Here is a 22,201-nt window from a genome sequence, read left to right on the forward strand (position 1 = left end):
CGCACCGGACCGACCACCCCCACCCGGAAGGCCATCACCTTCCCCACCCGGACGGCCACCGGCGCCACCGCCCGCGCGACCGCGGTCGTGCTCCTCGCCGCCGCCTTCTCCGTGCTGCCCGCGACCACCGCCCCCGCCCACGCCGACACCATCCGGACCCGCCAGTGGGGCCTGGAGGCCATGCACACCACGGAGGCCTGGCGCACCACCAAGGGCAAGGGCATCAAGGTCGCCGTCCTCGACACGGGCGTCGACGCCGACCACCCCGACCTGGCCGGCTCCGTCCTCCCCGGCCGCGACCTCATCGGCTTCGGCGCCTCCGAGGGCGACCGCGCCTGGGCCCGGCACGGCACCGCCATGGCCGGCATCATCGCGGGGCACGGCCACGGTCCCGGCGACGAGAGCGGCGTCCTCGGCGTCGCCCCCGACGCCGAGATCCTGCCCGTCCGGGTCATCCTGGAGAGCAGCGACAAGGCCCGTGACAAGGCCCGCAAGACCCGCGGCACCGCCCTCGCCGAGGGCATCCGCTGGGCAGCCGACCACGGCGCCGACGTCATCAACCTCTCCCTCGGGGACGACTCCAAGTCCGCCCACCCCGACGCCGGCGAGGACGCCGCCGTCCAGTACGCCCTCGCCAAGGGCGTCTCCGTCGTCGCCTCCGCCGGCAACGGAGGCGAGAAGGGCGACCACATCTCGTACCCCGCCGCCTATCCCGGCGTGATCGCCGTCACCGCCGTCGACCGCTACGGCACCCGCGCCTCCTTCTCCACCCGCCGCTGGTACGCGACGGTCAGCGCCCCCGGCGTCGACATCGTCATCGCCGACCCCGACCGCCGTTACTACGAGGGCTGGGGCACCAGCGCCGCCGCCGCCTTCGTCTCCGGCGCCGTCGCCCTCGTCAGGTCCGCCCACCCCGACCTCACCCCGGCCCAGGTCAAGCAGCTGCTCGTCGACACCGCCCGCAACCGCCCCAAGGGCGGCCGCAGCGACGCCAAGGGGTACGGGACGGTCGACCCCGCCGCCGCCATCGAGGCCGGGGCCGCGCGCAAGGGCGGCGACCCCAAGAACGCCACCACCGGTTACCGGGGCCAGTACTTCGGCCCCGGCCCGACGGCCGCCGTCGAGGAGAGCCGCCCCCTCGGCCTGCTGGCCCCGGTCGCCGGCGGGCTCGGCGCCCTGCTGCTCCTGACCGCCTTCGCCATCGGACGCACGAAGCGCACCCGCTGACACCCCCGGGCCCACGCACCGCCCCACACGCCGCCCACCACAGCCCCACACGCCGCCCACCACAGCCCCACACACCGCCCACCACGCCCCACACACCGCCCACCACGCCCCGCACGCCGCCCACCACGCCCCACCCGGCGGCCGGCGCGCCTCCCGCCGCCGGTTAGGCTCGGTGCGTGGCGCTCAAGAACATCCCGGACCCCGGTTTCTCCGACGACGACGGCACCGCCGACCCGCGGCTCGCCGCGGCTCTCGCGGCCTGGGCGGAGGACAGGACCGCACACGGCCCGGTCCTCGCAGCGCTCAAGGGCGCCCGGCTCCTCGTCCCCGTCGTCGCCGTCCTCGGCGAGGTCGAGACCGACGAGAACGGCCTGCGCCGCGAGAAGACCAGCGACATGGCGGTCCCCACCCTCACCGCCGGCGACCGCCGGGCCCTGCCCGCCTTCACCTCGCTCGCCTCGCTCGCCCTGTGGGACCCGGAGGCCCGGCCCGTGGCCGTCCCGCTCCACCAGGCGCTCCAGGCCGCGGCGCACGAGAAGGCCGACACCGTCGTCCTGGACCTCGCCGGCCCCGTCCCGTACCAGCTGACGGGACCGGCGCTGCTCGCCCTCGCCGAGGGCCGCGCCAGCGCCGACCCGCTCGACGACCCGGCCGTACGCGAGGCCGTGCGGGCCGCCGTCGCGGCCGAGCCCGCCGTGCTCCGGGCCCACCTGGGCCCCGGCAGCGCCGACGGCACCCTCGCCCTGGTCCTCGCCGGGGACGCCGCCCCGGCGGAGGCAGCCCAGCGCGTGGCCCGAGCCCTGGCCGCCGACGAAACACTGAGGGCCCGCCTGGTGCGGGGCCTCGACCTGGCACTCCTGCCGGCCTCGGCCACGCCTCCGGGCGAGCCCTTCTACGTGAAGAAGTAAGACGTACGGGGCGACTCAGCCGTACACGGGACCCGTGTACTTCTCGCCCGGTCCCTGACCCGGCTCGTCCGGGATCAGGGACGCCTCGCGGAAGGCGAGCTGGAGGGACTTCAGGCCGTCCCGCAGGGGAGCGGCGTGGAAGGAGGAGACCTCCGTCGCGCCGGCGTCCAGCAGGCCCGCGAGGGCGTGCACCAGCTTGCGGGCCTCGTCGAGGTCCTTGTACTTGTCGCCTTCCTCGGTGAGCCCGAGCTTCACCGCGGCGGCGCTCATCAGGTTGACGGCGACCGTCACGATCACCTCGACGGCCGGGACCTCCGCGATGTCGCGGGTCATGGCGTCGAAGTCGGGGTTTTCGGGGGAGTCCGCGGACTCGTTCTGGGGGGTCTCGCTCATGCCTCATACGATAGGCCGGTCCTTGGTTAGCGAAGACCGCCGGGTCCTGCTAACCTTGTGTAACGACCGGCCGGACACCTGTGTGCCCGGCCCACAAGTGGAGGCTCCGTACTCCCACCTGACCACCCTCGCGGGTGGCGGGTCACCGGTCAGGTGGTTGCCATCGTTCCGTACGGACGATGGAACCGCCCGAGTTTGCGCCCCGCGGTTGACCGCGGCGGTGCTCCGGTTTTCCTTGGAGCCCCGCCTGTGTCCCGTCCGGGGCGTTTTTCATGTGCCGGCTCGGTTGGTCTCAGTGAACAGACGTTGCGCGTCCGTCCGCCAGGCGGTCGCGTGGTGCTACCTAGGAGGATCCATCAGCGCCGAGCCCCGCATCAACGACAGGATTCGCGTTCCCGAGGTGCGACTTGTCGGACCCAGCGGCGAGCAGGTCGGGATTGTTCCGCTTGCCAAGGCCCTGGAGCTCGCACAGGAGTACGACCTCGACCTGGTCGAGGTCGCGGCGAACGCCCGTCCGCCCGTGTGCAAGCTCATGGACTACGGGAAGTTCAAGTACGAGTCGGCCATGAAGGCCCGTGAGGCGCGCAAGAACCAGGCGCACACGGTCATCAAGGAGATGAAGCTCCGGCCGAAGATCGACCCGCACGACTACGACACCAAGAAGGGTCACGTCGTCCGGTTCCTCAAGCAGGGCGACAAGGTCAAGATCACGATCATGTTCCGTGGTCGTGAGCAGTCCCGCCCCGAGCTTGGTTTCCGGCTGCTTCAGCGGCTGGCGTCGGACGTCGAGGAGCTTGGCTTCATCGAGTCCAACCCGAAGCAGGACGGCCGGAACATGATCATGGTTCTCGGCCCGCACAAGAAGAAGACCGAGGCCATGGCCGAGGCGCGTGAGGCCCAGGCCGCACGCAAGGCCGAGCGCCAGGGTGTCGCCGCCGACGAGGCGGACGACGCTCCGGTCGAGGAGGCTCAGGTCGAGGAGACCGAGGCCACCGACGCTCCGGTCGCCGAGGCCGAGGCCGACGCTCCGGTCGAGAACCCCGAGGCGTGACCCCACGGGCTGCCACCCAGGCAGCCCCGGGCCCCGCCCGGAACCACCACACCAAGAATTGACGCTCCCGGCAGTCCGGTGCCCGCACCGGGGGAGCGCCACTGACGAGGAGATACGGCGCGATGCCGAAGAACAAGACGCACTCCGGTGCCAAGAAGCGCTTCAAGGTCACCGGCACCGGCAAGATCATGCGCGAGCGCGCCGGCAAGCGCCACCTGCTCGAGCACAAGTCGTCCAAGCTGACGCGTCGCCTCACCGGCAACGCCGAGATGGCCCCGGGTGACGCCGCCAAGATCAAGAAGATGCTGGGCATCTGATCTGATCTCCCGCCCTCGGCGACGGGGGCATCCGGCTCAGACCGGGATCCATTCGTTTTTTCGGGTCGTGTGAGGACCAACCGCGACCCCGCTACAAGGAGTTAACAAGTGGCACGCGTCAAGCGGGCAGTCAACGCCCACAAGAAGCGCCGGGCGATCCTCGAGGCGGCCTCCGGCTACCGCGGTCAGCGTTCGCGCCTGTACCGCAAGGCCAAGGAGCAGGTCACCCACTCGCTGGTCTACAACTACAACGACCGCAAGAAGCGCAAGGGCGACTTCCGTCAGCTGTGGATCCAGCGCATCAACGCGGCTGCCCGTCTGAACGGCATGACGTACAACCGCCTCATCCAGGGTCTGAAGGCCGCCAACATCGAGGTGGACCGCAAGATCCTCGCCGAGCTGGCCGTCAACGACGCCAACGCGTTCGCCGCGCTGGTCGAGGCCGCGCAGAAGGCTCTGCCGGCCGACGTCAACGCCCCGAAGGCCGCCGCCTGATCTTCCAGGCCGCAGTACCTCTGCCCGGACCCGCAGGCGCTCGCGCCTGCGGGTCCGGGTGCGTCGGCCCCCGAAGTCGCCGTCCCCCTCGATAGAGAGAACCGCCGCACCTGATGGTCACCCCCGAGCTGATCTCCCCGCGTTCCCCGCGCGTCGTCGCCGCCCGGCGGCTCGCCAAGCGCAACTTCCGGGGCAAGGACCGCCTCTTCATCGCCGAGGGCCCGCAGGCCGTCCGGGAGGCCGTCGAGCACCGCGGCGCCGGCGGGGAACCCACCCTCGTCGAGCTCTTCACCACCGTCGAGGCCGCCGAGCGGTACGCCCCGATCATCGAGGCCGCCCTCGCCTCCGGCGCCCGCGTCCACCACGCCTCCGACGCCGTCCTCGCCGAGGTCTCCCAGACCGTCACCCCACAGGGCATCGTCGGCGTCTGCCGCTTCCTGGACTCGCCCTTCGAGGAGATCGTCGCCGCCCGGCCCAAGCTGGTCGCCGTCCTCGCGCACGTCCGCGACCCCGGGAACGCCGGCACCGTACTGCGCTGCGCCGACGCCGCCGGAGCCGACGCCGTCGTCCTCACCGACGCCTCCGTCGACCTCTACAACCCCAAGTCCGTCCGCGCCTCCGTCGGCTCCCTCTTCCACCTGCCGGTCGCCGTCGGCGTCCCCGTGGAGCAGGCCGTCGCCGGGCTCAAGAGCGCGGGCGTACGGATCCTCGCCGCCGACGGAGCGGGCCAGGACGACCTCGACGACGAGCTGGACGCCGGCACCATGGGCGGGCCCACCGCCTGGATCTTCGGCAACGAGGCCTGGGGCCTGCCCGAGGAGACCAGGGCCCTCGCCGACGCCGTCGTCCGCGTCCCCATCCACGGCAAGGCCGAGAGCCTCAACCTCGCCACCGCGGCCGCCGTCTGCCTGTACGCCTCCGCCCGCGCCCAGCGCCCCCGAACCTCTGCCTGAGGGGTCCATTCCGGCGTCCGTGCCCAGTAGAGTGACGCACTCGGGGGCCCACTGCGCTACACGGAGGGGTGGGATACGGGGATGACGGTCGGCACGGACAGTCCCGCACAGGCACGGAGCGCCGAGCCGCGCGCCCCGGAACAGCCCGGAACCCCCCGGACACCCGCGGACGGCACAGCCCCCGGCGACGTCACCTTCGCCGGGGTCCACCCCGACGACCTGCCCGACGGTCTCGTCATCGCCGACGAGACCGGCAGCGTCGTCTGCTTCAACGCCGCGGCGGGCCGCATCACCGCCGTACCCGCCGACCGGGCCCTCGGTCGCCCCCTCGACGAGGCGCTCCCCCTGGAGGACCTCAAAGGGCGCCGCTGGTGGGCGCTGACCGACCCGTACGGCGGACTCGCCACCCGCCGCGGCCAGCCCGAGCGCAATCTGCTCCTCCCCGGCGGCCGCGAGGTCCTCGTCTCCGCGCGGTACGTGCGCGAGCACCCCACCGGCCCGGTCCGCCGCGTCGTGGTCTCCCTGCGCGGCACCGACGCCCGCCGCCGCACCGAACGCAGCCACGCCGAACTCATCGCCACCGTCGCCCATGAACTGCGCTCCCCGCTCACCTCCGTCAAGGGCTTCACCGCGACCCTCCTCGACAAGTGGGAGCGGTTCACCGACGAGCAGAAGCGGCTCATGCTGGAGACGGTCGACGCCGACGCGGGCCGCATCAAGCGCCTCATCGCCGAACTCCTCGACATCTCCCGGATCGACTCCGGCCGCCTGGAGGTACGCCGCCAGCCCGTCGACCTCGCCGCCGCCATCGGCCGTCACGTCCAGGTCCACACCACCGGCGGCCAGTCCCCGGACCGATTCTTCGTACGGATCAGGCCGGACCTGCCCGTGCTGTGGGCCGACCCCGACAAGATCGACCAGATCCTCGGCAACCTCCTGGAAAACGCGGTGCGCCACGGCGAAGGAACCGTCACCATCGAGGTGGCACCCGGGACGGCGGGCGACGACGGAGAAGAGGGGACGGAGGTCACCGTGAGCGACGAGGGCCCCGGCATCCCCGAAGCGTCGATGAGCCGTGTCTTCACCCGCTTCTGGCGGGGCAGCAAACGCGGCGGCACCGGCCTCGGCCTGTACATCGTCAAGGGCATCGTCGAGGCCCACGGCGGCACCATCACCGTCGGACGGGGCCCCCGCGGCGGCGCCGAGTTCCGATTTACCCTGCCCGTCGGCACCCCGGCTCATCTCATCTGACGAGATCTGACGCCGCCCGGCCTGCCCACGGGCTCATTACCGTCCGAGCGCCCCGTTAGACTCGACCTTTGGCACGTTTGCGCCCTTGTCGTCGAGCGGGGCCGCGCCCAGCCAGCCAAACGGAAGCACGGGAAGAGATGTCGGCACCGAATAAGTCGTACGACCCGGTCGAGGTCGAGGCCTTGAAACCGGAAGAGATCGAGCGCATGCGGGACGAGGCGCTCGCCGCCTTCGCGGCCGCCGGCGACCTCGACGCACTCGCGCACGCGAAGACCGCGCACACCGGCGGCACCTCGCCGCTGGCGCTCGCCAACCGCGAGATCGGCGCCCTGCCCCCGCAGGCCAAGGCCGCCGCCGGAAAGATCGTGGGCCAGGCCCGAGGCATCGTCTCCAAGGCGCTCGCCGCCCGGCAGACCGAGCTGGAGGCCGAGCGGGACGCCCGCGTCCTCGTCGAGGAGGCCGTCGACGTCACCCTGCCGTACGACCGTGTCCCGGCCGGCGCCCGGCACCCGCTGACGACGCTCATGGAGCGCGTCGCGGACGTCTTCGTCTCCATGGGGTACGAGGTCGCCGAGGGCCCCGAGGTCGAGGCGGAGTGGTTCAACTTCGACGCCCTGAACTTCGTCCCGGACCACCCGGCGCGCCAGATGCAGGACACGTTCTTCGTCCAGGGCCCCGAGGGAACCACGGGCGACGAGTCCGGCGTCGTCCTGCGCACGCACACCTCGCCGGTCCAGGCCCGCACCCTCATCGACCGGGAGCCGCCGGTCTACGTGGTGTGCCCCGGCCGCGTCTACCGCACCGACGAGCTCGACGCCACGCACACCCCGGTCTTCCACCAGATCGAGCTGCTCGCCGTCGACGAGGGCCTCACGATGGCCGATCTCAAGGGCACCCTGGACCACATGGTCCAGGCGCTCTTCGGCCCGGACATGAAGACCCGGCTCCGCCCGAACTTCTTCCCCTTCACCGAGCCGTCCGCCGAGATGGACATGCTCTGCTACGTCTGCCGCGGCGAGTCCGTCGGCAACCCGGACCGTCCCTGCCGCACCTGCGGCAGCGAGGGCTGGATCGAGCTCGGCGGCTGCGGCATGGTCAACCCGAAGGTGCTCGTCGCCTGCGGTGTGGACCCCGAGAAGTACAGCGGATTCGCCTTCGGGTTCGGCATCGAGCGGATGCTGATGTTCCGCCACAACGTCGACGACATGCGAGACATGGTCGAGGGTGACGTCCGTTTCACCCGGCCGTTCGGGATGGAGATCTGATGCGGGTCCCGCTTTCTTGGCTGCGGGAGTACGTCGACCTGCCGGCGACGGAGACCGGCCGCGACGTCCAGGCCAAACTCATTTCGGCGGGCCTCGAGGTCGAGACCGTCGAGCAGCTCGGCACCGGCCTGACCGGTCCCCTCGTGGTCGGCAAGGTCCTGACCATCGAGGAACTGACGGAGTTCAAGAAGCCCATCCGCTTCTGCACCGTCGACGTCGGCCAGGCCAACGGCACCGGCGAGCCCCAGGAGATCATCTGCGGCGCCCGGAACTTCGCCGTGGGCGACAAGGTCGTCGTGGCCCTGCCCGGCGCCGTCCTCCCCGGTGACTTCCGGATCGCCGAGCGCAAGACGTACGGCCGGGTGTCCCGCGGCATGATCTGCTCCGGCGACGAGCTGGGCATGGGCGACGACGGCACGCACGGCATCATCGTGCTCCCGCCGGAGTACGAGATCGGCATCGACGCCACGGTCCTCCTGGAGCTGTACGACGAGGTCCTCGACATCGCCGTCACCCCGGACCGCGGCTACTGCCTCTCGATGCGCGGCGTCGCCCGCGAGACCGCCACCGCGTACGGCCTGCCGCTGCGCGACCCGGCGCTCCTCGACGTGCCCGCGCCGAACGCGTACGGCTACCCGGTCCAGGTCTCCGACCCGATCGGCTGCGACCGCTTCACCGCGCGGACCGTCGTGGGCCTCGCGCCCGAGGCGCGTTCCCCGATCTGGCTGCAGCGCCGCCTCCAGAAGGCCGGCATGCGCCCGATCTCGCTCGCGGTGGACGTCACCAACTACGTGATGCTCGAGCTCGGCCAGCCGCTGCACGCCTACGACCGGAGCCGGCTCGACGGCCCCGTCGGGGTGCGCCGCGCCGAGGCCGGCGAGAAGATCACCACCCTCGACGGCACCGTGCGCGTCCTGGACGCGGCGGACCTCGTCATCACCGACAACCGCGGCCCCATCGGCATCGCCGGCGTCATGGGCGGTGCCAACACGGAGATCGCCGACCCGGTGACCGACCCGGAGACCGGGATCGTCACCGGCACCTCCGAGGTCGTCATCGAGGCCGCGCACTTCGACGCGATCTCGATCGCCCGCACGGCCCGCCGGCACAAGCTGTCCTCCGAGGCGTCCAAGCGCTTCGAGCGCGGTGTCGACCCGCAGGCCGCCGCCGCTGCCGCGCAGCGCACCGTCGACCTCCTCGTGCTGCTCGCGGGCGGCACGGCCGAGGCCGGCGTCACCGAGATCAGCGCCCCGTCCGCGCCGCGCACGATCGCCATGCCGGCGAACCACCCGGACAAGGTCGCGGGCGTCGACTACGGCCGGGAGACGGTCGTCCGCCGCCTCCAGGAGGTCGGCTGCGACGTCTACGGCCAGGACGAGCTCGTCGTCACCGTGCCCTCGTGGCGCCCCGACCTCAACGAGCCGAACGACCTCGCCGAAGAGGTCATCCGCCTCGAGGGCTACGAGAACCTGCCCTCGACGCTGCCGAAGCCCCCGGCCGGCCGCGGTCTCACCGAGCGCCAGCGCACCCACCGCCGCGTGGGCCGCGCCCTGGCCGGCGCCGGTTACGTCGAGGCGCTGAACTACCCGTTCATCGGCGCGCAGGCCCTCGACAACCTCGGTCTCGACGCGGACGACGCCCGTCGCCGGCTCGTGACCCTGGTCAACCCGCTCTCGGACGAGGAGCCCGCGCTCCGTACGACGCTGCTCCCGGGCCTGCTCGGCGCGCTCCGTCGCAACGACAGCCGCGGCAGCCACGACCTGGCGCTCTTCGAGACCGGTCTCGTCTTCCGGCCCGAGGGACAGCCCGGCGTCGCCGTCCGGCTGCCCGTCGACCGCCGTCCCACCGACGAGGAGGTCGCCGAGGTCAACGCCGCGCTGCCCACGCAGCCGCGCCGCGCCGCCGTCGTCCTCGCCGGTGCGCGCGAGCAGGCCGGCTGGTGGGGCAAGGGCCGTCCGGCCGACTGGGCGGACGCGATCGAGGCCGGCCGCACCGTGGCCGCCGAGGCCGGGGTCGAGCTGATCATCAGCGCCGACCAGCACGCTCCGTGGCACCCGGGCCGCTGCGCCGCGTTCCACGTCGAGGTGGACGGCGAGAAGGTCCTCGTCGGTCACGCCGGCGAGCTCCACCCGCGCGTCGTGAAGGCCTTCGGCCTCCCGGCCCGCAGCTGCGCCATGGAGATCGACCTGGACCTCCTGGAGAAGGCGAACGAGGGCCCCCTGAAGGCCCCCCGTATCTCCTCCTTCCCGATGGCCACCCAGGACGTCGCCCTGGTCGTCGCCGCCGAGGTCCCGGCCGCCGAGGTCGAGACCGCGCTCCGCGAGGGCGCGGGCGAACTCCTCGAGTCCGTCCGCCTCTTCGACGTCTACACCGGCGACCAGCTGGACGAGGGCACCAAGTCCCTGGCGTACGCGCTGAAGTTCCGCGCCACGGACCGCACCCTCACGGTCGACGAGGCCACCACGGCCCGCGACGCGGCCGTGGCCCTGGCCACCGAGCGCACGGGTGCCGTCCTGCGCGGCGCCTGAGCGACACGGCACGGCATCACAGAGGGCCGCCCCGGGACATCCCGGGGCGGCCCTCCGCCGTTCCGCGGAGCGTGAAGTGACGTACGCACGGACGGGAGTCGGCCGCGCGTACGCGTGGCGAAGGGCTGGCGGAGGGCGGCGTGACGGGGGTGCTCACTCCTTCGGGTGAGATCGCCGGGGGGTGTTCCCCCGTGGCCCGTACGGTCGGCAGAATCGACGCGGCCGCAGGGGCGGACCTGTGGGCCGCAGAGCCTTCGGGCGCTGTCGGTGGCTCGGGAAGGGCCGTGCATGATCCGTACCAGGTCGTTGGTCTCCGCTGGCTCCCGGCTCCGCCGGCTGGCTCCGCTCGCTCTTCCCACCGCCTGGGGCGTGGTGGCCGTGGTGTGGAAGTTCGGCTGTCCGCTGGCCCGGCAGCCGGGGCTGCCCATGCGGATCGCCACCAGCGTCGTCTTCCTGACGGTCGGCACCGGGCTCGTTCTCGGTGTGCGCAGGGGGCTTGCCCGTGAGCTGGCCCGGGTGCGGGCCGTCGCCGACGCCACGCAGCAGGTGCTGCTGCGCCCGCCGCCCGCCCGGCTCGACGGACTGGCGCTGGCCGCCGGGCAGTTGTCGGCCTCGCGGGGTGCGACCGTTGGCGGGGACCTGTACGAGGCGGTGGCCACTCCGTACGGAGTGCGGATCATCGTCGGGGACGTGCGGGGGCACGGGCTCGCCGCGCTCGGTGCCGTGGTCGCGGTGCTGGGGAGTTTTCGCGAGGCCGCCCACGACGAGGCCGAACTGGGCGGTGTCCTGCGGCGGTTGGAGCGGGCCCTCGAACGGCATCTGAGGGAGCGGGCGCGCGACGAGCACCCGGCGCGGAGCGGGGTGGAGCCGGAACACCCGGCGGCCGAGGAGTTCGTGACCCTGCTGCTCCTGGAGGTCGCGGCCGACGGGCGGCTGTCCGTGCTCAACTGCGGTCACCCCGGCCCGTACCGCATCGGACGGCGCGTGGAGATGCTGCGGCTCGGCGACCCGCTGCCGCCGCTCGGCGTTCTTCCCCTGCCCGCCGTGCTCGTGCCGTACTCCGGTTCCCGGCTGTCTCCCGGCGAGACGATGGTGCTGTACACGGACGGGGCGGAGGAGGCCCGGGACCACCGCGGCCGTTTCTTCGCCCTCGACGACGCCCTGGTGCGGCTGGGCGGTGAGGCGCCCGCGGCGCTGGTCCGCCGGCTCCACGCGGCCCTCCTCGACCACACGGGCGGCCGGCTCGCGGACGACATCGCGCTGCTCGTCGTACGCAACGACCGCGTCCGGGTGCCGGCGCAGCCCGCCGAACCCGGGCTGCGCCGACCCCGGCCCGCCCCCTCCTCCCACTGTTGAGAGGAGGGGCCGGAACGGGCGTCGCCCGCCCCGCCACGGAGTGTCGGGCAGATCAGCGGGGCGGGCGACGCGGACCGGGCGGCCGCACTGTACGAGGGGGAGCCGGCGGCCCGGTCGTCGCCTTGCGGCGAGAAGCACAGTCAAGCGGTGCGGGGCCGGGCCGGGCAGAGTACGCGGACCGGAGGAACGGGTACTTCGTTCACACCCCGTGCGAAATCCCCCCGTACGGTTTCGGCCACAAGCCGGCTCCGACACCCCTACGCTGACACCACCGAGCGACCGGAGGGGGCATGCAGCCCAACACCCTGCTCGACGCCCTGCTCGACGAAGCGGGCGTCTCCCACGCCGGGCTCGCCGCCCGCGTGAACCGGGCCGGCCGGGCCAGGGGGATCCCCCTGCGCTACGAACACACCGCCGTGGCACGCTGGTTGAAGGGCCAGCGGCCGCGTGGTCAGGTGCCCGACCTGATCTGCGAGGTGCTCGCCGCCCGGCTGCACCGCCAGGTGACCCTGGACGACATCGGCCTCGGAGTGCCGGGCGGAGCACCGCCCGCCTTCGGTACGCCGCTCTCCGGCTTCGTCGAGCGCGCGGCAGCCCTGTGGCGCTCCGACGAGCAGCAGCGCCCGCACATAGTCGGTGCGCACGCCCTGACGGGCACACCCGCGGTGATGCCGGTGTGGGAGTGGGAGAACCCGCCGGAGGACGTGGACGTCTCCCGTGACGGCCGCGGGACCACGGTCTCCGCCGCCGACATCGTCGTACTGAGCGCGGCCCGGTCCCACTACGAGCAGATGTACCGCAAGGCGGGGGGCATCGCGACCCGCGCCCGGATCGTCGGCTTCCTCACCACCGAGACCGCGCCGCTGCTCCGCGGCGCGTACAGCGACGCGCTCGGCCGGAAACTGCACCGGGCCACCGGCGGCCTGGTGGCGGTGGCCGGAATCTGCGCGTACGACGCGGACGCGCACGGCCTCGCGCAGCGCTACTTCCACCAGGCGCTGCGGCTCGCGAAGGCCAGCGGGGACCGCGGGCTCGGTGCCTATGTCATCGCGCTCCTGGTCAACCAGTCGCTGTTCATGGGGGAGTACCGGCAGGCGGTGGCCTTCGCGGAGGCGGCGCTGCGGGCCGCCGGCCGCCAGATCACTCCGGCGCTCGCCGCCGACCTGACGGCGATGCAGGCGAAGGCGTACGCGCATCTGGGCGACGGGGCGGCAGCGCTGGCCTGCATCCGGCGGGCGGAGGCGGAGGCGGAGCGGATCAGCCCGGGCGCGGAGCCGGCCGAGACGGGGTACGTCCAGCCGGGGCTCGTCAATGTGCAGGTCGCGGAGGCCCTGCTCAGTCTGGGTGATCTCCCGGCGGCCCACGAGCACGCCTCGCTGGCGGTCCGGACGCCCTCGCACGACCGTGGCCGGGTGCACCGGCTGGCCATGCTGTGCCAGATCGAGCTGCGGCAGGGCGAGGTCGACGTGGCCGCGCGCACGGCGGTGGAGATGACCGAGCGGGCCCGGGGCATGGAGTCGCGGCGGCTGCGGGACCGCCTGCGGCAGGTGCGGGAGCATCTCCTCGCGAGCGGCGCGGGCGACGCCCTGGAAGCGGCCGCTCTCATCGACGGGGCGCTGCGCGTTCCCCTGTAGACCGTCAACTGCTGCGATATTGCCACCAAACAAGCACCGACCAGTCGGAAGGTGGCAAGAACGTGCAGTGGACGAAACTGAGCGAACGCTCTGTCTATGAGAATCGCTGGTTCCAGGTGAACCTCGCGGACGTCGAACTCCCGGACGGCCGCCACCTCGACCACTATCTGATCCGGCTCCGCCCGGTCGCCGTCGCGACCGCCGTCAACGAGGCCGACGAAGTCCTGATGCTCTGGCGCCATCGCTTCATCACCGACAGCTGGGGCTGGGAGCTGGCCGCAGGCGTCGTCGAGGACGGGGAGGACGTCGAGACCGCCGCCGCCCGCGAGATGGAGGAGGAGACCGGCTGGCGGCCGGGGCCGCTGCGCCATCTCCTCACCGTCGAGCCGTCGAACGGCCTCACCGACGCCCGCCATCACCTCTACTGGGCGGAGCGGGCCACGTACACCGGTCCGCCCGAGGACGCGTTCGAGTCCTCACGGCGGGCCTGGATCCCGCTCAAACAGGTCCCCGACATGATCGCCCGGGGTGAGATCCCGGCGGCCAACATGGCCGCCGGGCTGCTGATGCTGCACCATCTGCGCCTCGGCTGAGGAGCGCGGACATGCCGGACGGCCCGTACCTGTGCGTGAGTACGGGCCGTCCGGGGTTCAGGGGGGAGGCGGGAGGTCAGGCGTACGGGTAGAAGCCCGAGCCCGTCTTCCGGCCGAGCCGGCCCGCGTCCACCATGCGCTGGAGCAGCGGGGGAGCGGCGTACAGCGGCTCCTTGAACTCGGCGTACATCGAGTCGGCGATCGAGGCGATCGTGTCCAGACCGATGAGGTCGGAGAGCTTCAGCGGGCCCATCGGGTGGGCGCAGCCGTACTCCATGCCGTTGTCGATGTCCTCGCGGCTCGCGATGCCCGACTCGAACATCCGGATCGCGGAGAGCAGGTACGGCACGAGCAGGGCGTTGACGACGAAGCCCGAGCGGTCCTGCGCGCGGATCGCGTGCTTGCCGAGCGCCTTCTCGGCGAAGGCCTGCGCACGGCTGATCGTGCCCTCGGAGGTGGTGAGGGCCGGGATCAGCTCCACCAGCTTCTGCACCGGGGCCGGGTTGAAGAAGTGGATGCCGATGACCTGGTCGGGGCGGGAGGTCGCCACGGCCAGCTTCACGAGCGGGATGGAGGAGGTGTTCGAGGCCAGGATGGCGTCGGGCCGGGTCATCACCTGGTCGAGCACCTGGAAGATCTCGGTCTTGACCTGCTCGTTCTCGACGACCGCCTCGATCACGAGGTCGCGGTCGGCGAACTCGCCCAGGTCGGTGGTGAAGCTGAGGCGCGCGAGCGTCGCGTCCCGCTCCTCCTCGCTGATCTTGCCGCGTTCGGCGGCCTTCGACAGCGAGTTGTAGAGCCGCGTGCGGCCGAGCTCCAGCGCCTCGCCGGTGGTCTCGGCGACCTTCACCTCAAGGCCGCTGCGGGCACACACCTCTGCGATGCCCGCGCCCATCTGGCCGCAGCCCACCACTCCGACGCGCTCAATGTCGGCCATGGAGTCCGTCACCTCGTGCCTTTCGCTCTTCTCTGGCGGCGGGCCCCGTGTGATTCCGGTGCGTCCGCCTCGACCCCCACGACGTTACCGCTCATTAACCGATGATCGATCGTCCGGGGCGGGCATGCTGTCCGGGTGGGTGTGACGTATCCGACAGCGGAGGGGTACAAGTGCGGCCTATCGGCAGAAGAGGGTTCGTGGCCGGCGCCACCGGGGCGGCGCTCTCGGTGACGGGAGCGAGCGACAGGGCGCCGGGCGAGACCGCGACGGCTTCCGCCGGCGCCGCCGAGTCCCCGGCTGGGAAAGGACCGCACCGCCGTAGTGAGTTCCGGGGCGTGTGGGTGGCCACGGTCGCCAACCGCGACTGGCCCTCCCGGTCCGGCCTCACCGCCGAGGAGCAGCGCGCCGAACTCCTCGCCCACCTCGACACGGCGGTCGAACGCCGCCTCAACGCGGTGGTCCTCCAGGTCCGGCCGACCGCCGACGCCCTGTGGCCCTCGCCACACGAGCCTTGGGCGCAGTGTCTGACCGGTACGCAGGGCCGCGACCCGGGCTGGGACCCGCTCGGCACGGCCGTCGAGGAGGCCCATGCGCGCGGGATCGAACTGCACGCCTGGTTCAACCCGTACCGCGTGGCGAACCACACGGATCCCGCCCGGCTCGTCGCCGGCCATCCGGCGCGGCTCCGGCCGGAGTGGGTGCTGCCCTACGGCGGCAAGCTGTACTACAACCCCGGTCTGCCCGAGGTCCGCCGCTTCGTCCAGGACGCGATGCTGGACGCGGTGCGCCGCTACGACATCGACGCCGTGCACTGGGACGACTACTTCTACCCGTACCCGGTGGCCGGGCAGGTCTTCGCCGACGACGAGGCGTACGCGAGGTACGGAGGGGGCTTCCCCGACAAGGCGTCCTGGCGGCGGAACAACACCGACCTGCTGGTCTCCGAGATGGCGGTGCGGATCAAGGAGGCCAAGAAGCACGTGGCCTTCGGGGTGAGCCCCTTCGGCGTGTGGCGGAACATCGCCACCGACCCGGAGGGCTCCGACACCTCCGCCGGAGTCCAGACGTACGACGACCTGTACGCCGACACCCGCAAGTGGGTCCGGGAGGGCTGGGTCGACCACGTCGTGCCGCAGCTCTACTGGAACATCGGGCTCCCCGCCGCCGACTACGCGAAGCTGCTGCCATGGTGGGACGCGGTCGTCCGGGGGACCGGCGTCGGCCTGTACATCGGCGAGGCGCTCTACAAGGCGGGTGACCCCGCCCAGCCGGCGGCCTGGCAGGACCCGAAGGAGCTGTCACGCCATCTGGAACTGGCCGCCACGCACGGGTCGGTCGGCGGGCACTGCTTCTTCGCGGCGAAGGAGGTCGCCGAGGACCGGGCCGGGGCGATGGCCACCGTGGTGGCCGATCACTACCCGACCAGGGTCCGTCCTCCCAAGGAGAGGGCTCAGCGGGTCCCTGCCTCGGGGTGATGGCGTACGACGGTGTCGGGGCCCGGTGACATCAGGGCCTCGTGACCGTCGTCGTCGAACTTCACGCGGTACGGGGGAGTGCCGTTCTCCCCCAGCACCTGCAGAACCTCGGCCGTACGGTCGTGTCGACCGACGGTGTGGCCGTGTACCAGCAGCTTGTCGCCCACGCTCGCCTGCATCGGGGTGACCTCCTCGCGAACGCGCCTGTCCTGTTCGGGGCCTCTGTCTGCCATTGTGACCCGCGCCACCCCGATTCGTCGCGTCAGCTCTTCGCCCGCTGGGTGACCGCGATGCAGACGAGGACGCCCACGGCGGCGAGCGGGGCGGCCAGGGGCAGCGACTCGCCGAGCAGGAAGACCGACCAGATCAGGGTGAGGAGCGGCTGCGAGAGCTGGAGCTGGCTGGCCTTGGGGATGCCGATCTCCGCCATGCCGCGGTACCAGACGTACAGGCCGAAGAAGGTGGAACCGGCGGCGACCCACGCCAGGCCGATGATGCCGTGGGCGTTGAGGTGGACCGGCTCGATCGACAGCGTGACCACCGAGGCGACCGCCATCAGCGGCAGGCAGAGGACCAGGGCCCAGCCGATGACCTGCCAGCCCGGCATGAGCGACGCGAGCCGGCCGCCCTCCGTGTAGCCGGCGGCGCACACGAGCAGCGCCCCGAAGAGGTAGACGTCGCCCGTGGACACGGCGCCGCCGCTCTGCTGGAGCGTGAAGCCGAGCACCACGACGGCCCCGGAGACCGCGGCGAACCAGAAGGTACGGGACGGGCGGCGCCCGGTCCGGATCGCGGCGAGCGTGGCCGTGGTGAGCGGCAGCAGTCCCACGACGACGGCGGCGTGCGAGGTGGTGGAGGTCTGCAGGGCCAGCGTGGTCAGGAGCGGGAAGCCGATGACGACACCGCCGGCGACGACGGCCAGGCCGGCCCAGTGGCGGCGAGCCGGCAGCGGCAACCTCCCCCACCCTCGGCCTCGCTCGTGCGGGGGGACCCCCACCGCCAGGAGGAAGGCGGCCGCGATGAGGGCGGCGAGCGTGGAGCGCAAGGCCACCAGGGACCAGGGTCCGAAGCTCTCCAGACCCCAGACGGTCGACGGGAAGGTCAGGGAGAAGGAGACCACGCCGAGGAGGGCGAGCAGGGTGCCACGGGGCCGGGGGGCGGGAGCCTGCGATCCGGAGGCCGGCCGAGCGGTCGCGGGGGCGCTGGTGTCGCTGGCGGGGGCGCCGGTGGTGGCGACGTTCGCGACGGTGGCTCCGGTGGCGGTCACGCCCGCGCCCGCGGTGGCAGTCGCGGCCGAGGTGGTGCTGACCGCTATCGTGCTGGGCTTGGTAGCGCTATCCTGTGCTCTCATGCACGAGCGTAGCAGTGTCGCGGAACTGGCGGAATCCCTGAAAGCGGAGCTCAACCGCTACTCACCAGGTGGAAAGCTGCCGTCGAGCAGGACCATCGTCGAGCGCTACCGCGTCTCCCCGGTCACCGTCACCCGGGCCCTCGCCCAGCTCGCCGCCGAAGGCCTGGTCGTCACCCGCCCCGGCGCCGGCGCCTTCCGTGCCGAGCCGCGTGCCACCCCGGTCGCCGGGGACACCTCCTGGCAGGAGCTCGCGCTCAGCGCCGACACCGCCACCGAACTCGTCCCCCGGGCCGTCGACGCCTCGGGAGTCCTCGCCACCCTCTCCACGCCGCCGCCCGGCGTGATCGAGTTCAACGGCGGCTACCTCCACCACTCCCTCCAGCCCGAGCGGGCCCTTGCCGCCGCCCTCGCCCGCGCCGGACGCCGCCCCGGCGCCTGGGGCCGCCCGCCCACGGACGGCCTGCCCGAGCTGCGCGAGTGGTTCGCCCGCGAGATCGGCGGCAGCGTCACCGCCGCCGAGGTGCTCATCACCGCGGGCGGTCAGTCCGCCATCACCACCGCCCTGCGCGCCCTCGCCCCGCCCGGAACTCCCGTCCTCGTCGAGTCGCCCACCTACCCGGGCATGCTCGCCGTGGCCCGCGCCGCCGGACTCCGGCCCGTCCCCGTGCCGTGCGACGCCGACGGGGTCCGCCCCGACCTCCTCGAAGCCGCCTTCCGCGCCACCGGGGCCCGGGTCTTCGTCTGCCAGCCGCTCTTCCAGAACCCGACCGGCACCGCTCTCGCCCCGGACCGGCGCAGGGAGGTCGTCCGCATTGCCCGCGCCGCCGGCGCCTTCGTCGTCGAGGACGACTTCGCCCGCCGGCTCGTCCACGAGGACGCGGGCCCGCTCCCCGCGACGCTCGCGGCCGAGGACCCCGACGGCGTCGTCGTCCACGTCTGCTCGCTGACCAAACCCACCTCGCCCAATCTGCGCGTCGGCGCGCTCGCCGCCCGCGGCCCCGTCCTGGAACGCCTGCGCGCCATCCAGGTCGTCGACAGCTTCTTCGTCCCCCGCCCCCTCCAGGAGGCCGCGCTCGAACTCGTCGGCTCACCGGCCTGGCACCGCCACCTCCGGACCGTCTCCCAGGAGCTCAGGAACCGCCGGGAGGCGATGACCGGGGCCGTCGGGCTCCACCTCCCCGAATTCGCCCTGCCCCGTGTCCCGTCCGGCGGCTACCACCTCTGGCTGCGCCTCCCCGACGTCCTGCCCGAGGCCCTGCTCCTCGCCACCGCCCTGCGCACCGGCGTCGCCGTGGCCCCCGGCCGCCCCTACTTCTGCGCCGAACCCCCCGCGGGCCACATCCGGCTGAGTTTCGCGGGTGTGGCGGGTCCCGTCGAGATCGCCGAAGGGGTGCGCCGCCTGCGGACGGCCGCCGACGAGCTCACCGCCTGAGCACCCCCCGGTCCGGACGGGCGCCCGGACCGGGGGCCGCCCGCGCCGGCCGGGCGGGGCAAATTCACCTGACACGATCCCGGGGCACCTGGAACCCTGCGGCCATGAACTCCGGCCCTGCCCCCGCCCCCTCCGGCGCCACCGTCATGCACGGGGCGTACGAGATCTCAGCCGACCCCGCACGGATCGACGCGGCCCGCGTCCACCACTGGCTGTCCACGGACGCCTACTGGGCCCTCGGCCGACCTCGGGAGAAGCAGGACGCGGCCATCGCGGGATCGCTCAACTTCGGCGCCTACCGCGCGGAGACCGGGGAGATGGCGGCGTACGCGCGCGTCGTCACCGACTACGCCACCTTCGCCTGGCTCTGCGACGTCTACGTCGACCCGCAGGCGCGCGGCACCGGACTCGGCACGGCGCTCGTGGCCGCCGTCCGCGACCACCTCACGGCGTACGGACTGCGTCGGATCATGCTCGCCACGGCCGACGCGCACGGCGTGTACGAGAAGGTCGGATTCACGCCACTCCAGAATCCGGACAAGTGGATGGCTCTCGGGCAGCAGTGACCCGGCGCCTTTCCGGTCCCGGGAAACGACCCCTTGACCTGGGAGGCCACCGGCCTCACGATCGCGGCCATGAGTCTTCGGGTGACGCTCGTCGCGGCGGCACGCAGCTCCTCCCTGCTCGCCGAACGCTTCGACGACGACCGGCCGCTCGACGAGGCCGGCTGGTACGAGGTGCAGGTCGCCGCGCCCGCGCTCATCCCGCTCGGCGCGGCCGAACTGCGCTACTGCTCCCCGACCCCGCGCAGCCGTGCCACCGGCACCGCACTCGGCTACGCGCCCCTCGCCCAGCCCGCGCTGCGTGAGTGCGACATGGGCCGCTGGCGCGGCCTCACCCTGGCCGAGGTCGCCGCCCTCGAACCGTCCGCCGTCGACGCCTGGCTCACCGACGCCCGCACCGCTCCGCACGGCGGGGAACCGCTCCTCGCCTTCATCACCCGGATAGGGAACTGGCTCGACACCCGCCCCGCCGAGGACTGCTCCATCGTCGCCGTCGCCGAACCCTCCGTCGTCCGGGCCGCCCTCGTGTACGCGCTGAAGGCGCCGCCCTCCACGTACTGGAACGTCGACGTCCGCCCGCTCTCCACCGTCACCCTCACCGGCCGCCCCGGCCTCTGGCACCTCCAGCTCGACGCGGCCCTCCGCTGAACGACGGCCTCACCTCCGCGACGGACGGGCACCGGGAGGTGCCCATCAGGCAGTCGGCGGGCGTGACAGCGGGCATCAGGCGGACATCACCCGGGCATCCGGCGGGGAACGACGGCGGGTATCCGGCGGGGAAGCAGGCCACGACCGGCTAGCCTGAGAGCACGATGAACCGTTTGAGCACGTCATGGGGCGCCTTCACGCTGACCCGCTTCCCCGAGGACCCGCGCGAGCAGCTGCGCGCCTGGGACGCGGCCGACGAATACCTCCTGGGCCACCTGGCCGAGAGCGGCACCGACCTCTCCGGCAGCGTCGCCGTCCTCGGCGACCGCTGGGGAGCCCTCGCCACCGCCCTGCAGGCCGCCGGTCCCGCCGAACTCGTCCAGATCACCGACTCGTACCTCGGCGGCCAGGCCACCCGCGCCAACCTCGCGCGCGCCGGCGCCGCCCCCGGGGCCGTCCGGCTGCTGACGACGCAGGACGCGCCGCCCGAGCGGATCGACGTGCTCCTCGTCCGCGTCCCCAAGAGCCTCGCGCTCCTGGAGGACCAGCTGCACCGGATCGCGCCCGCCGTGCACGAGGGCACCGTGATCGTCGGTACCGGCATGGTCAAGGAGATCCACACCTCCACCCTCAAGCTCTTCGAGCGGATCCTCGGCCCCACCCGCACCTCACTCGCGGTGAAGAAGGCCCGACTGATCCACACCACCCCCGACCCGGCCCTCACGCCCGGCCGGAACCCCTGGCCCCACCGGTACGACCTCCCGGCCGACACCCCCGCGCCCGGCCTCCCCGGGCTCACCGTCACCAACCACGCCGGTGTGTTCTGCGCCGACCGCCTCGACATCGGCACGCGCTTCCTCCTCGCGAACCTCCCCGGCGGTTTCGGCCGGGCCCGGGTCGCCGACCTCGGCTGCGGCAACGGCGTCGTCGGCCTCGCCATCGCGCTCGCCGAGCCCGAGGCGGAGCTGGTCCTGGCCGACGAGTCGTACCAGGCGGTGGCCTCCGCCCGGGACAACTTCCGCGCCCACGTGGGCGACGACCGCAAGGTCGAGTTCCTCGTCGGTGACGGGCTCGGCGAGCTGCCCGCCGGCTCGGTCGACCTGGTCCTCAACAACCCGCCGTTCCACAGCCACCAGGCGACCACGGACCGCACCGCCCGCCGGATGTTCACCGACGCGCGGCGCGCGCTGCGACCCGGCGGCGAACTGTGGATCGTCGGCAACCGTCACCTCGGCTACCACGTGACCCTCCGCCGCATCTTCGGGAACAGCGAACTCGTCGCGAGCGACGCGAAGTTCGTGGTCCTCCGGGCCGTGCGTCAGCCCGACCGGGAAGACACCCGCTGAGGCGTCAGCCCCAGGTGCGGGAACAGAGGACGAGCGGGTAGCCGTCGGGGTCGGCGACGGTGACGCCGTACTCGTCCCAGTACGGGTTGTGCGCGGGTATCCGCGTACCGCCCGCCGCGACGAGCCGCTCGACCTGCTCCTCCTCGACGGGCGCGCCGAGGTAGACGACGAACAGGTCCTCGACGGTCGGCGCGGGCTCCACCGGGTTGTCGGGGTCGCGCGTCAGCTCGAAGTGCCAGCCGCCGCCGGCCGGGCCGACCATGAGCAGGTCGTGCTTGCCGGGCTCGCGCGCAGGGGTGCGCCACTGCACGTCGAGGCCGAGCCCGTCGACGTAGAACCGCTCCGCGGCGGCGAGGTCCCGCGAGGGGCGGGCGATCCGTACGTGGGTCTGCGCATTGATGATCATGCCGCCAGACTAGGACTTGTCCGGCCGATCATGTTCGGAGCCAGATGGTGAGGGCTGCGGCGGTTGCGGTGC

Annotated in this window: 22 protein-coding genes; 17 read left to right on the top strand and 5 right to left on the bottom strand. The window is 72.8% G+C overall.

Annotated features, from left to right (window positions below; genetic code table 11):
* The first annotated feature begins 33 nt into the window (after window positions 1-33).
* Together mycP and IE124_RS22595 are read left to right on the top strand one after the other, a co-directional pair.
* The gene (gene mycP / locus IE124_RS22590) at window positions 34-1,227 is read left to right on the top strand and encodes a type VII secretion-associated serine protease mycosin (RefSeq protein WP_189509744.1); all 1,194 of its coding nucleotides are present in this window, start codon (window positions 34-36) and stop codon (window positions 1,225-1,227) included.
* A gap of 176 nt (window positions 1,228-1,403) precedes the next feature.
* On the top strand, window positions 1,404-2,135 hold the full coding sequence (locus IE124_RS22595) for an SseB family protein (RefSeq protein WP_189509706.1): 732 nt from the start codon (window positions 1,404-1,406) through the stop codon (window positions 2,133-2,135).
* A gap of 15 nt (window positions 2,136-2,150) precedes the next feature.
* Here the strand turns inward: IE124_RS22595 and IE124_RS22600 are convergent, their stop codons facing one another.
* Window positions 2,151-2,528: a DUF1844 domain-containing protein gene (locus IE124_RS22600; protein WP_055644482.1), complete on the bottom strand. Its 378-nt coding sequence runs from the start codon at window positions 2,526-2,528 to the stop codon at window positions 2,151-2,153.
* Between the two features lie 355 nt (window positions 2,529-2,883).
* On the opposite strand from IE124_RS22600, the gene infC reads away from it, so the two are divergent.
* The 10 genes from infC (at window position 2,884) to IE124_RS22650 (ending at window position 13,971) form a co-directional block, all read left to right on the top strand.
* Window positions 2,884-3,579: a translation initiation factor IF-3 gene (gene infC, locus IE124_RS22605; RefSeq protein WP_229832719.1), complete on the top strand. Its 696-nt coding sequence runs from the start codon at window positions 2,884-2,886 to the stop codon at window positions 3,577-3,579.
* Between the two features lie 122 nt (window positions 3,580-3,701).
* Window positions 3,702-3,896: a 50S ribosomal protein L35 gene (gene rpmI / locus IE124_RS22610; RefSeq protein WP_024760685.1), complete on the top strand. Its 195-nt coding sequence runs from the start codon at window positions 3,702-3,704 to the stop codon at window positions 3,894-3,896.
* A 108-nt stretch (window positions 3,897-4,004) separates the two neighbouring features.
* A complete protein-coding gene (gene rplT / locus IE124_RS22615) occupies window positions 4,005-4,391 on the top strand; it encodes a 50S ribosomal protein L20 (RefSeq protein WP_189509708.1) in 387 nt (128 codons plus the stop codon).
* 113 nt (window positions 4,392-4,504) lie between these two features.
* Window positions 4,505-5,344: a TrmH family RNA methyltransferase gene (locus tag IE124_RS22620; RefSeq protein WP_024760683.1), complete on the top strand. Its 840-nt coding sequence runs from the start codon at window positions 4,505-4,507 to the stop codon at window positions 5,342-5,344.
* Between the two features lie 81 nt (window positions 5,345-5,425).
* On the top strand, window positions 5,426-6,595 hold the full coding sequence (locus tag IE124_RS22625) for a sensor histidine kinase (protein WP_189509709.1): 1,170 nt from the start codon (window positions 5,426-5,428) through the stop codon (window positions 6,593-6,595).
* 137 nt (window positions 6,596-6,732) lie between these two features.
* Window positions 6,733-7,860, top strand: coding sequence for a phenylalanine--tRNA ligase subunit alpha (pheS, locus tag IE124_RS22630; protein ID WP_189509710.1), 1,128 nt, complete (start codon window positions 6,733-6,735; stop codon window positions 7,858-7,860).
* Window positions 7,860-10,388, top strand: a complete 2,529-nt coding sequence (gene pheT / locus IE124_RS22635) for a phenylalanine--tRNA ligase subunit beta (RefSeq protein ID WP_189509711.1) — start codon at window positions 7,860-7,862, stop codon at window positions 10,386-10,388. The genes pheS and pheT overlap by 1 nt, the downstream gene beginning before the upstream one ends.
* 288 nt (window positions 10,389-10,676) lie before the next feature.
* Window positions 10,677-11,744: a PP2C family protein-serine/threonine phosphatase gene (locus IE124_RS22640; protein ID WP_189509712.1), complete on the top strand. Its 1,068-nt coding sequence runs from the start codon at window positions 10,677-10,679 to the stop codon at window positions 11,742-11,744.
* Between the two features lie 290 nt (window positions 11,745-12,034).
* The gene (locus IE124_RS22645) at window positions 12,035-13,378 is read left to right on the top strand and encodes an NsdA family TPR-like regulatory protein (protein ID WP_189509713.1); all 1,344 of its coding nucleotides are present in this window, start codon (window positions 12,035-12,037) and stop codon (window positions 13,376-13,378) included.
* Window positions 13,379-13,440: 62 nt separating this feature from the next.
* Window positions 13,441-13,971 carry an NUDIX hydrolase gene (locus IE124_RS22650; protein WP_024760676.1) on the top strand — a complete coding sequence of 177 codons (531 nt, stop codon included), beginning with the start codon at window positions 13,441-13,443 and terminating at the stop codon, window positions 13,969-13,971.
* A 76-nt stretch (window positions 13,972-14,047) separates the two neighbouring features.
* On the opposite strand, the gene IE124_RS22655 is transcribed toward IE124_RS22650, so the two are convergent.
* Entirely contained in the window at window positions 14,048-14,908 is an 861-nt protein-coding gene (locus tag IE124_RS22655) for a 3-hydroxybutyryl-CoA dehydrogenase (RefSeq protein ID WP_055644494.1), read from the bottom strand.
* 170 nt (window positions 14,909-15,078) lie between these two features.
* Here IE124_RS22655 and IE124_RS22660 point away from each other — a divergent pair, with 170 nt between their 5' ends.
* Window positions 15,079-16,383 carry a glycoside hydrolase family 10-like protein gene (locus tag IE124_RS22660; protein WP_440862313.1) on the top strand — a complete coding sequence of 435 codons (1,305 nt, stop codon included), beginning with the start codon at window positions 15,079-15,081 and terminating at the stop codon, window positions 16,381-16,383.
* On the opposite strand, the gene IE124_RS22665 is transcribed toward IE124_RS22660, so the two are convergent.
* Both IE124_RS22665 and IE124_RS22670 read right to left on the bottom strand, forming a co-directional pair.
* The gene (locus tag IE124_RS22665) at window positions 16,359-16,562 is read right to left on the bottom strand and encodes a DUF1918 domain-containing protein (protein ID WP_189509715.1); all 204 of its coding nucleotides are present in this window, start codon (window positions 16,560-16,562) and stop codon (window positions 16,359-16,361) included. The two genes, IE124_RS22660 and IE124_RS22665, sit on opposite strands and share 25 nt — an antisense overlap.
* A gap of 83 nt (window positions 16,563-16,645) precedes the next feature.
* The gene (locus IE124_RS22670; protein WP_229832697.1) at window positions 16,646-17,734 is read right to left on the bottom strand and encodes a DMT family transporter; all 1,089 of its coding nucleotides are present in this window, start codon (window positions 17,732-17,734) and stop codon (window positions 16,646-16,648) included.
* Between IE124_RS22670 and IE124_RS22675 the strand changes: the two genes are divergently transcribed.
* The 4 genes from IE124_RS22675 to IE124_RS22690 all read left to right on the top strand — a co-directional run bounded on the left by IE124_RS22675 (window position 17,733) and on the right by IE124_RS22690 (window position 21,723).
* A complete protein-coding gene (locus tag IE124_RS22675) occupies window positions 17,733-19,166 on the top strand; it encodes an aminotransferase-like domain-containing protein (RefSeq protein ID WP_189509716.1) in 1,434 nt (477 codons plus the stop codon). The two genes, IE124_RS22670 and IE124_RS22675, sit on opposite strands and share 2 nt — an antisense overlap.
* Window positions 19,167-19,270: 104 nt before the next feature.
* Window positions 19,271-19,732, top strand: a complete 462-nt coding sequence (locus IE124_RS22680; protein WP_229832699.1) for a GNAT family N-acetyltransferase — start codon at window positions 19,271-19,273, stop codon at window positions 19,730-19,732.
* Between the two features lie 69 nt (window positions 19,733-19,801).
* Entirely contained in the window at window positions 19,802-20,377 is a 576-nt protein-coding gene (locus tag IE124_RS22685) for a histidine phosphatase family protein (protein ID WP_150271983.1), read from the top strand.
* A 164-nt stretch (window positions 20,378-20,541) separates the two neighbouring features.
* A complete protein-coding gene (locus IE124_RS22690; protein ID WP_189509717.1) occupies window positions 20,542-21,723 on the top strand; it encodes a methyltransferase in 1,182 nt (393 codons plus the stop codon).
* A gap of 4 nt (window positions 21,724-21,727) precedes the next feature.
* Here the strand turns inward: IE124_RS22690 and IE124_RS22695 are convergent, their stop codons facing one another.
* The gene (locus IE124_RS22695) at window positions 21,728-22,129 is read right to left on the bottom strand and encodes a VOC family protein (protein ID WP_189509718.1); all 402 of its coding nucleotides are present in this window, start codon (window positions 22,127-22,129) and stop codon (window positions 21,728-21,730) included.
* Between the last annotated feature and the right edge of the window lie 72 nt (window positions 22,130-22,201).

It is taken from the genome of Streptomyces narbonensis (genome assembly GCF_014649015.1).
Classification (GTDB): Bacteria; Actinomycetota; Actinomycetes; order Streptomycetales; family Streptomycetaceae; genus Streptomyces; species Streptomyces narbonensis.

Bases quoted from the DNA above. Each gene is read 5' to 3' on its own strand.
- IE124_RS22600 (WP_055644482.1), bottom strand. From the start codon at position 2,528: ATGAGCGAGACCCCCCAGAACGAGTCCGCGGACTCCCCCGAAAACCCC.
- rpmI (WP_024760685.1), top strand. From the start codon at position 3,702: ATGCCGAAGAACAAGACGCACTCCGGTGCCAAGAAGCGCTTCAAGGTC.
- IE124_RS22620 (WP_024760683.1), top strand. From the start codon at position 4,505: ATGGTCACCCCCGAGCTGATCTCCCCGCGTTCCCCGCGCGTCGTCGCC.
- IE124_RS22625 (WP_189509709.1), top strand. From the start codon at position 5,426: ATGACGGTCGGCACGGACAGTCCCGCACAGGCACGGAGCGCCGAGCCG.
- pheS (WP_189509710.1), top strand. From the start codon at position 6,733: ATGTCGGCACCGAATAAGTCGTACGACCCGGTCGAGGTCGAGGCCTTG.
- pheT (WP_189509711.1), top strand. From the start codon at position 7,860: ATGCGGGTCCCGCTTTCTTGGCTGCGGGAGTACGTCGACCTGCCGGCG.
- IE124_RS22640 (WP_189509712.1), top strand. From the start codon at position 10,677: ATGATCCGTACCAGGTCGTTGGTCTCCGCTGGCTCCCGGCTCCGCCGG.
- IE124_RS22645 (WP_189509713.1), top strand. From the start codon at position 12,035: ATGCAGCCCAACACCCTGCTCGACGCCCTGCTCGACGAAGCGGGCGTC.
- IE124_RS22655 (WP_055644494.1), bottom strand. From the start codon at position 14,908: ATGGCCGACATTGAGCGCGTCGGAGTGGTGGGCTGCGGCCAGATGGGC.
- IE124_RS22665 (WP_189509715.1), bottom strand. From the start codon at position 16,562: ATGCAGGCGAGCGTGGGCGACAAGCTGCTGGTACACGGCCACACCGTC.
- IE124_RS22675 (WP_189509716.1), top strand. From the start codon at position 17,733: ATGCACGAGCGTAGCAGTGTCGCGGAACTGGCGGAATCCCTGAAAGCG.
- IE124_RS22670 (WP_229832697.1), bottom strand. From the start codon at position 17,734: ATGAGAGCACAGGATAGCGCTACCAAGCCCAGCACGATAGCGGTCAGC.
- IE124_RS22680 (WP_229832699.1), top strand. From the start codon at position 19,271: ATGAACTCCGGCCCTGCCCCCGCCCCCTCCGGCGCCACCGTCATGCAC.
- IE124_RS22685 (WP_150271983.1), top strand. From the start codon at position 19,802: ATGAGTCTTCGGGTGACGCTCGTCGCGGCGGCACGCAGCTCCTCCCTG.
- IE124_RS22690 (WP_189509717.1), top strand. From the start codon at position 20,542: ATGAACCGTTTGAGCACGTCATGGGGCGCCTTCACGCTGACCCGCTTC.
- IE124_RS22695 (WP_189509718.1), bottom strand. From the start codon at position 22,129: ATGATCATCAATGCGCAGACCCACGTACGGATCGCCCGCCCCTCGCGG.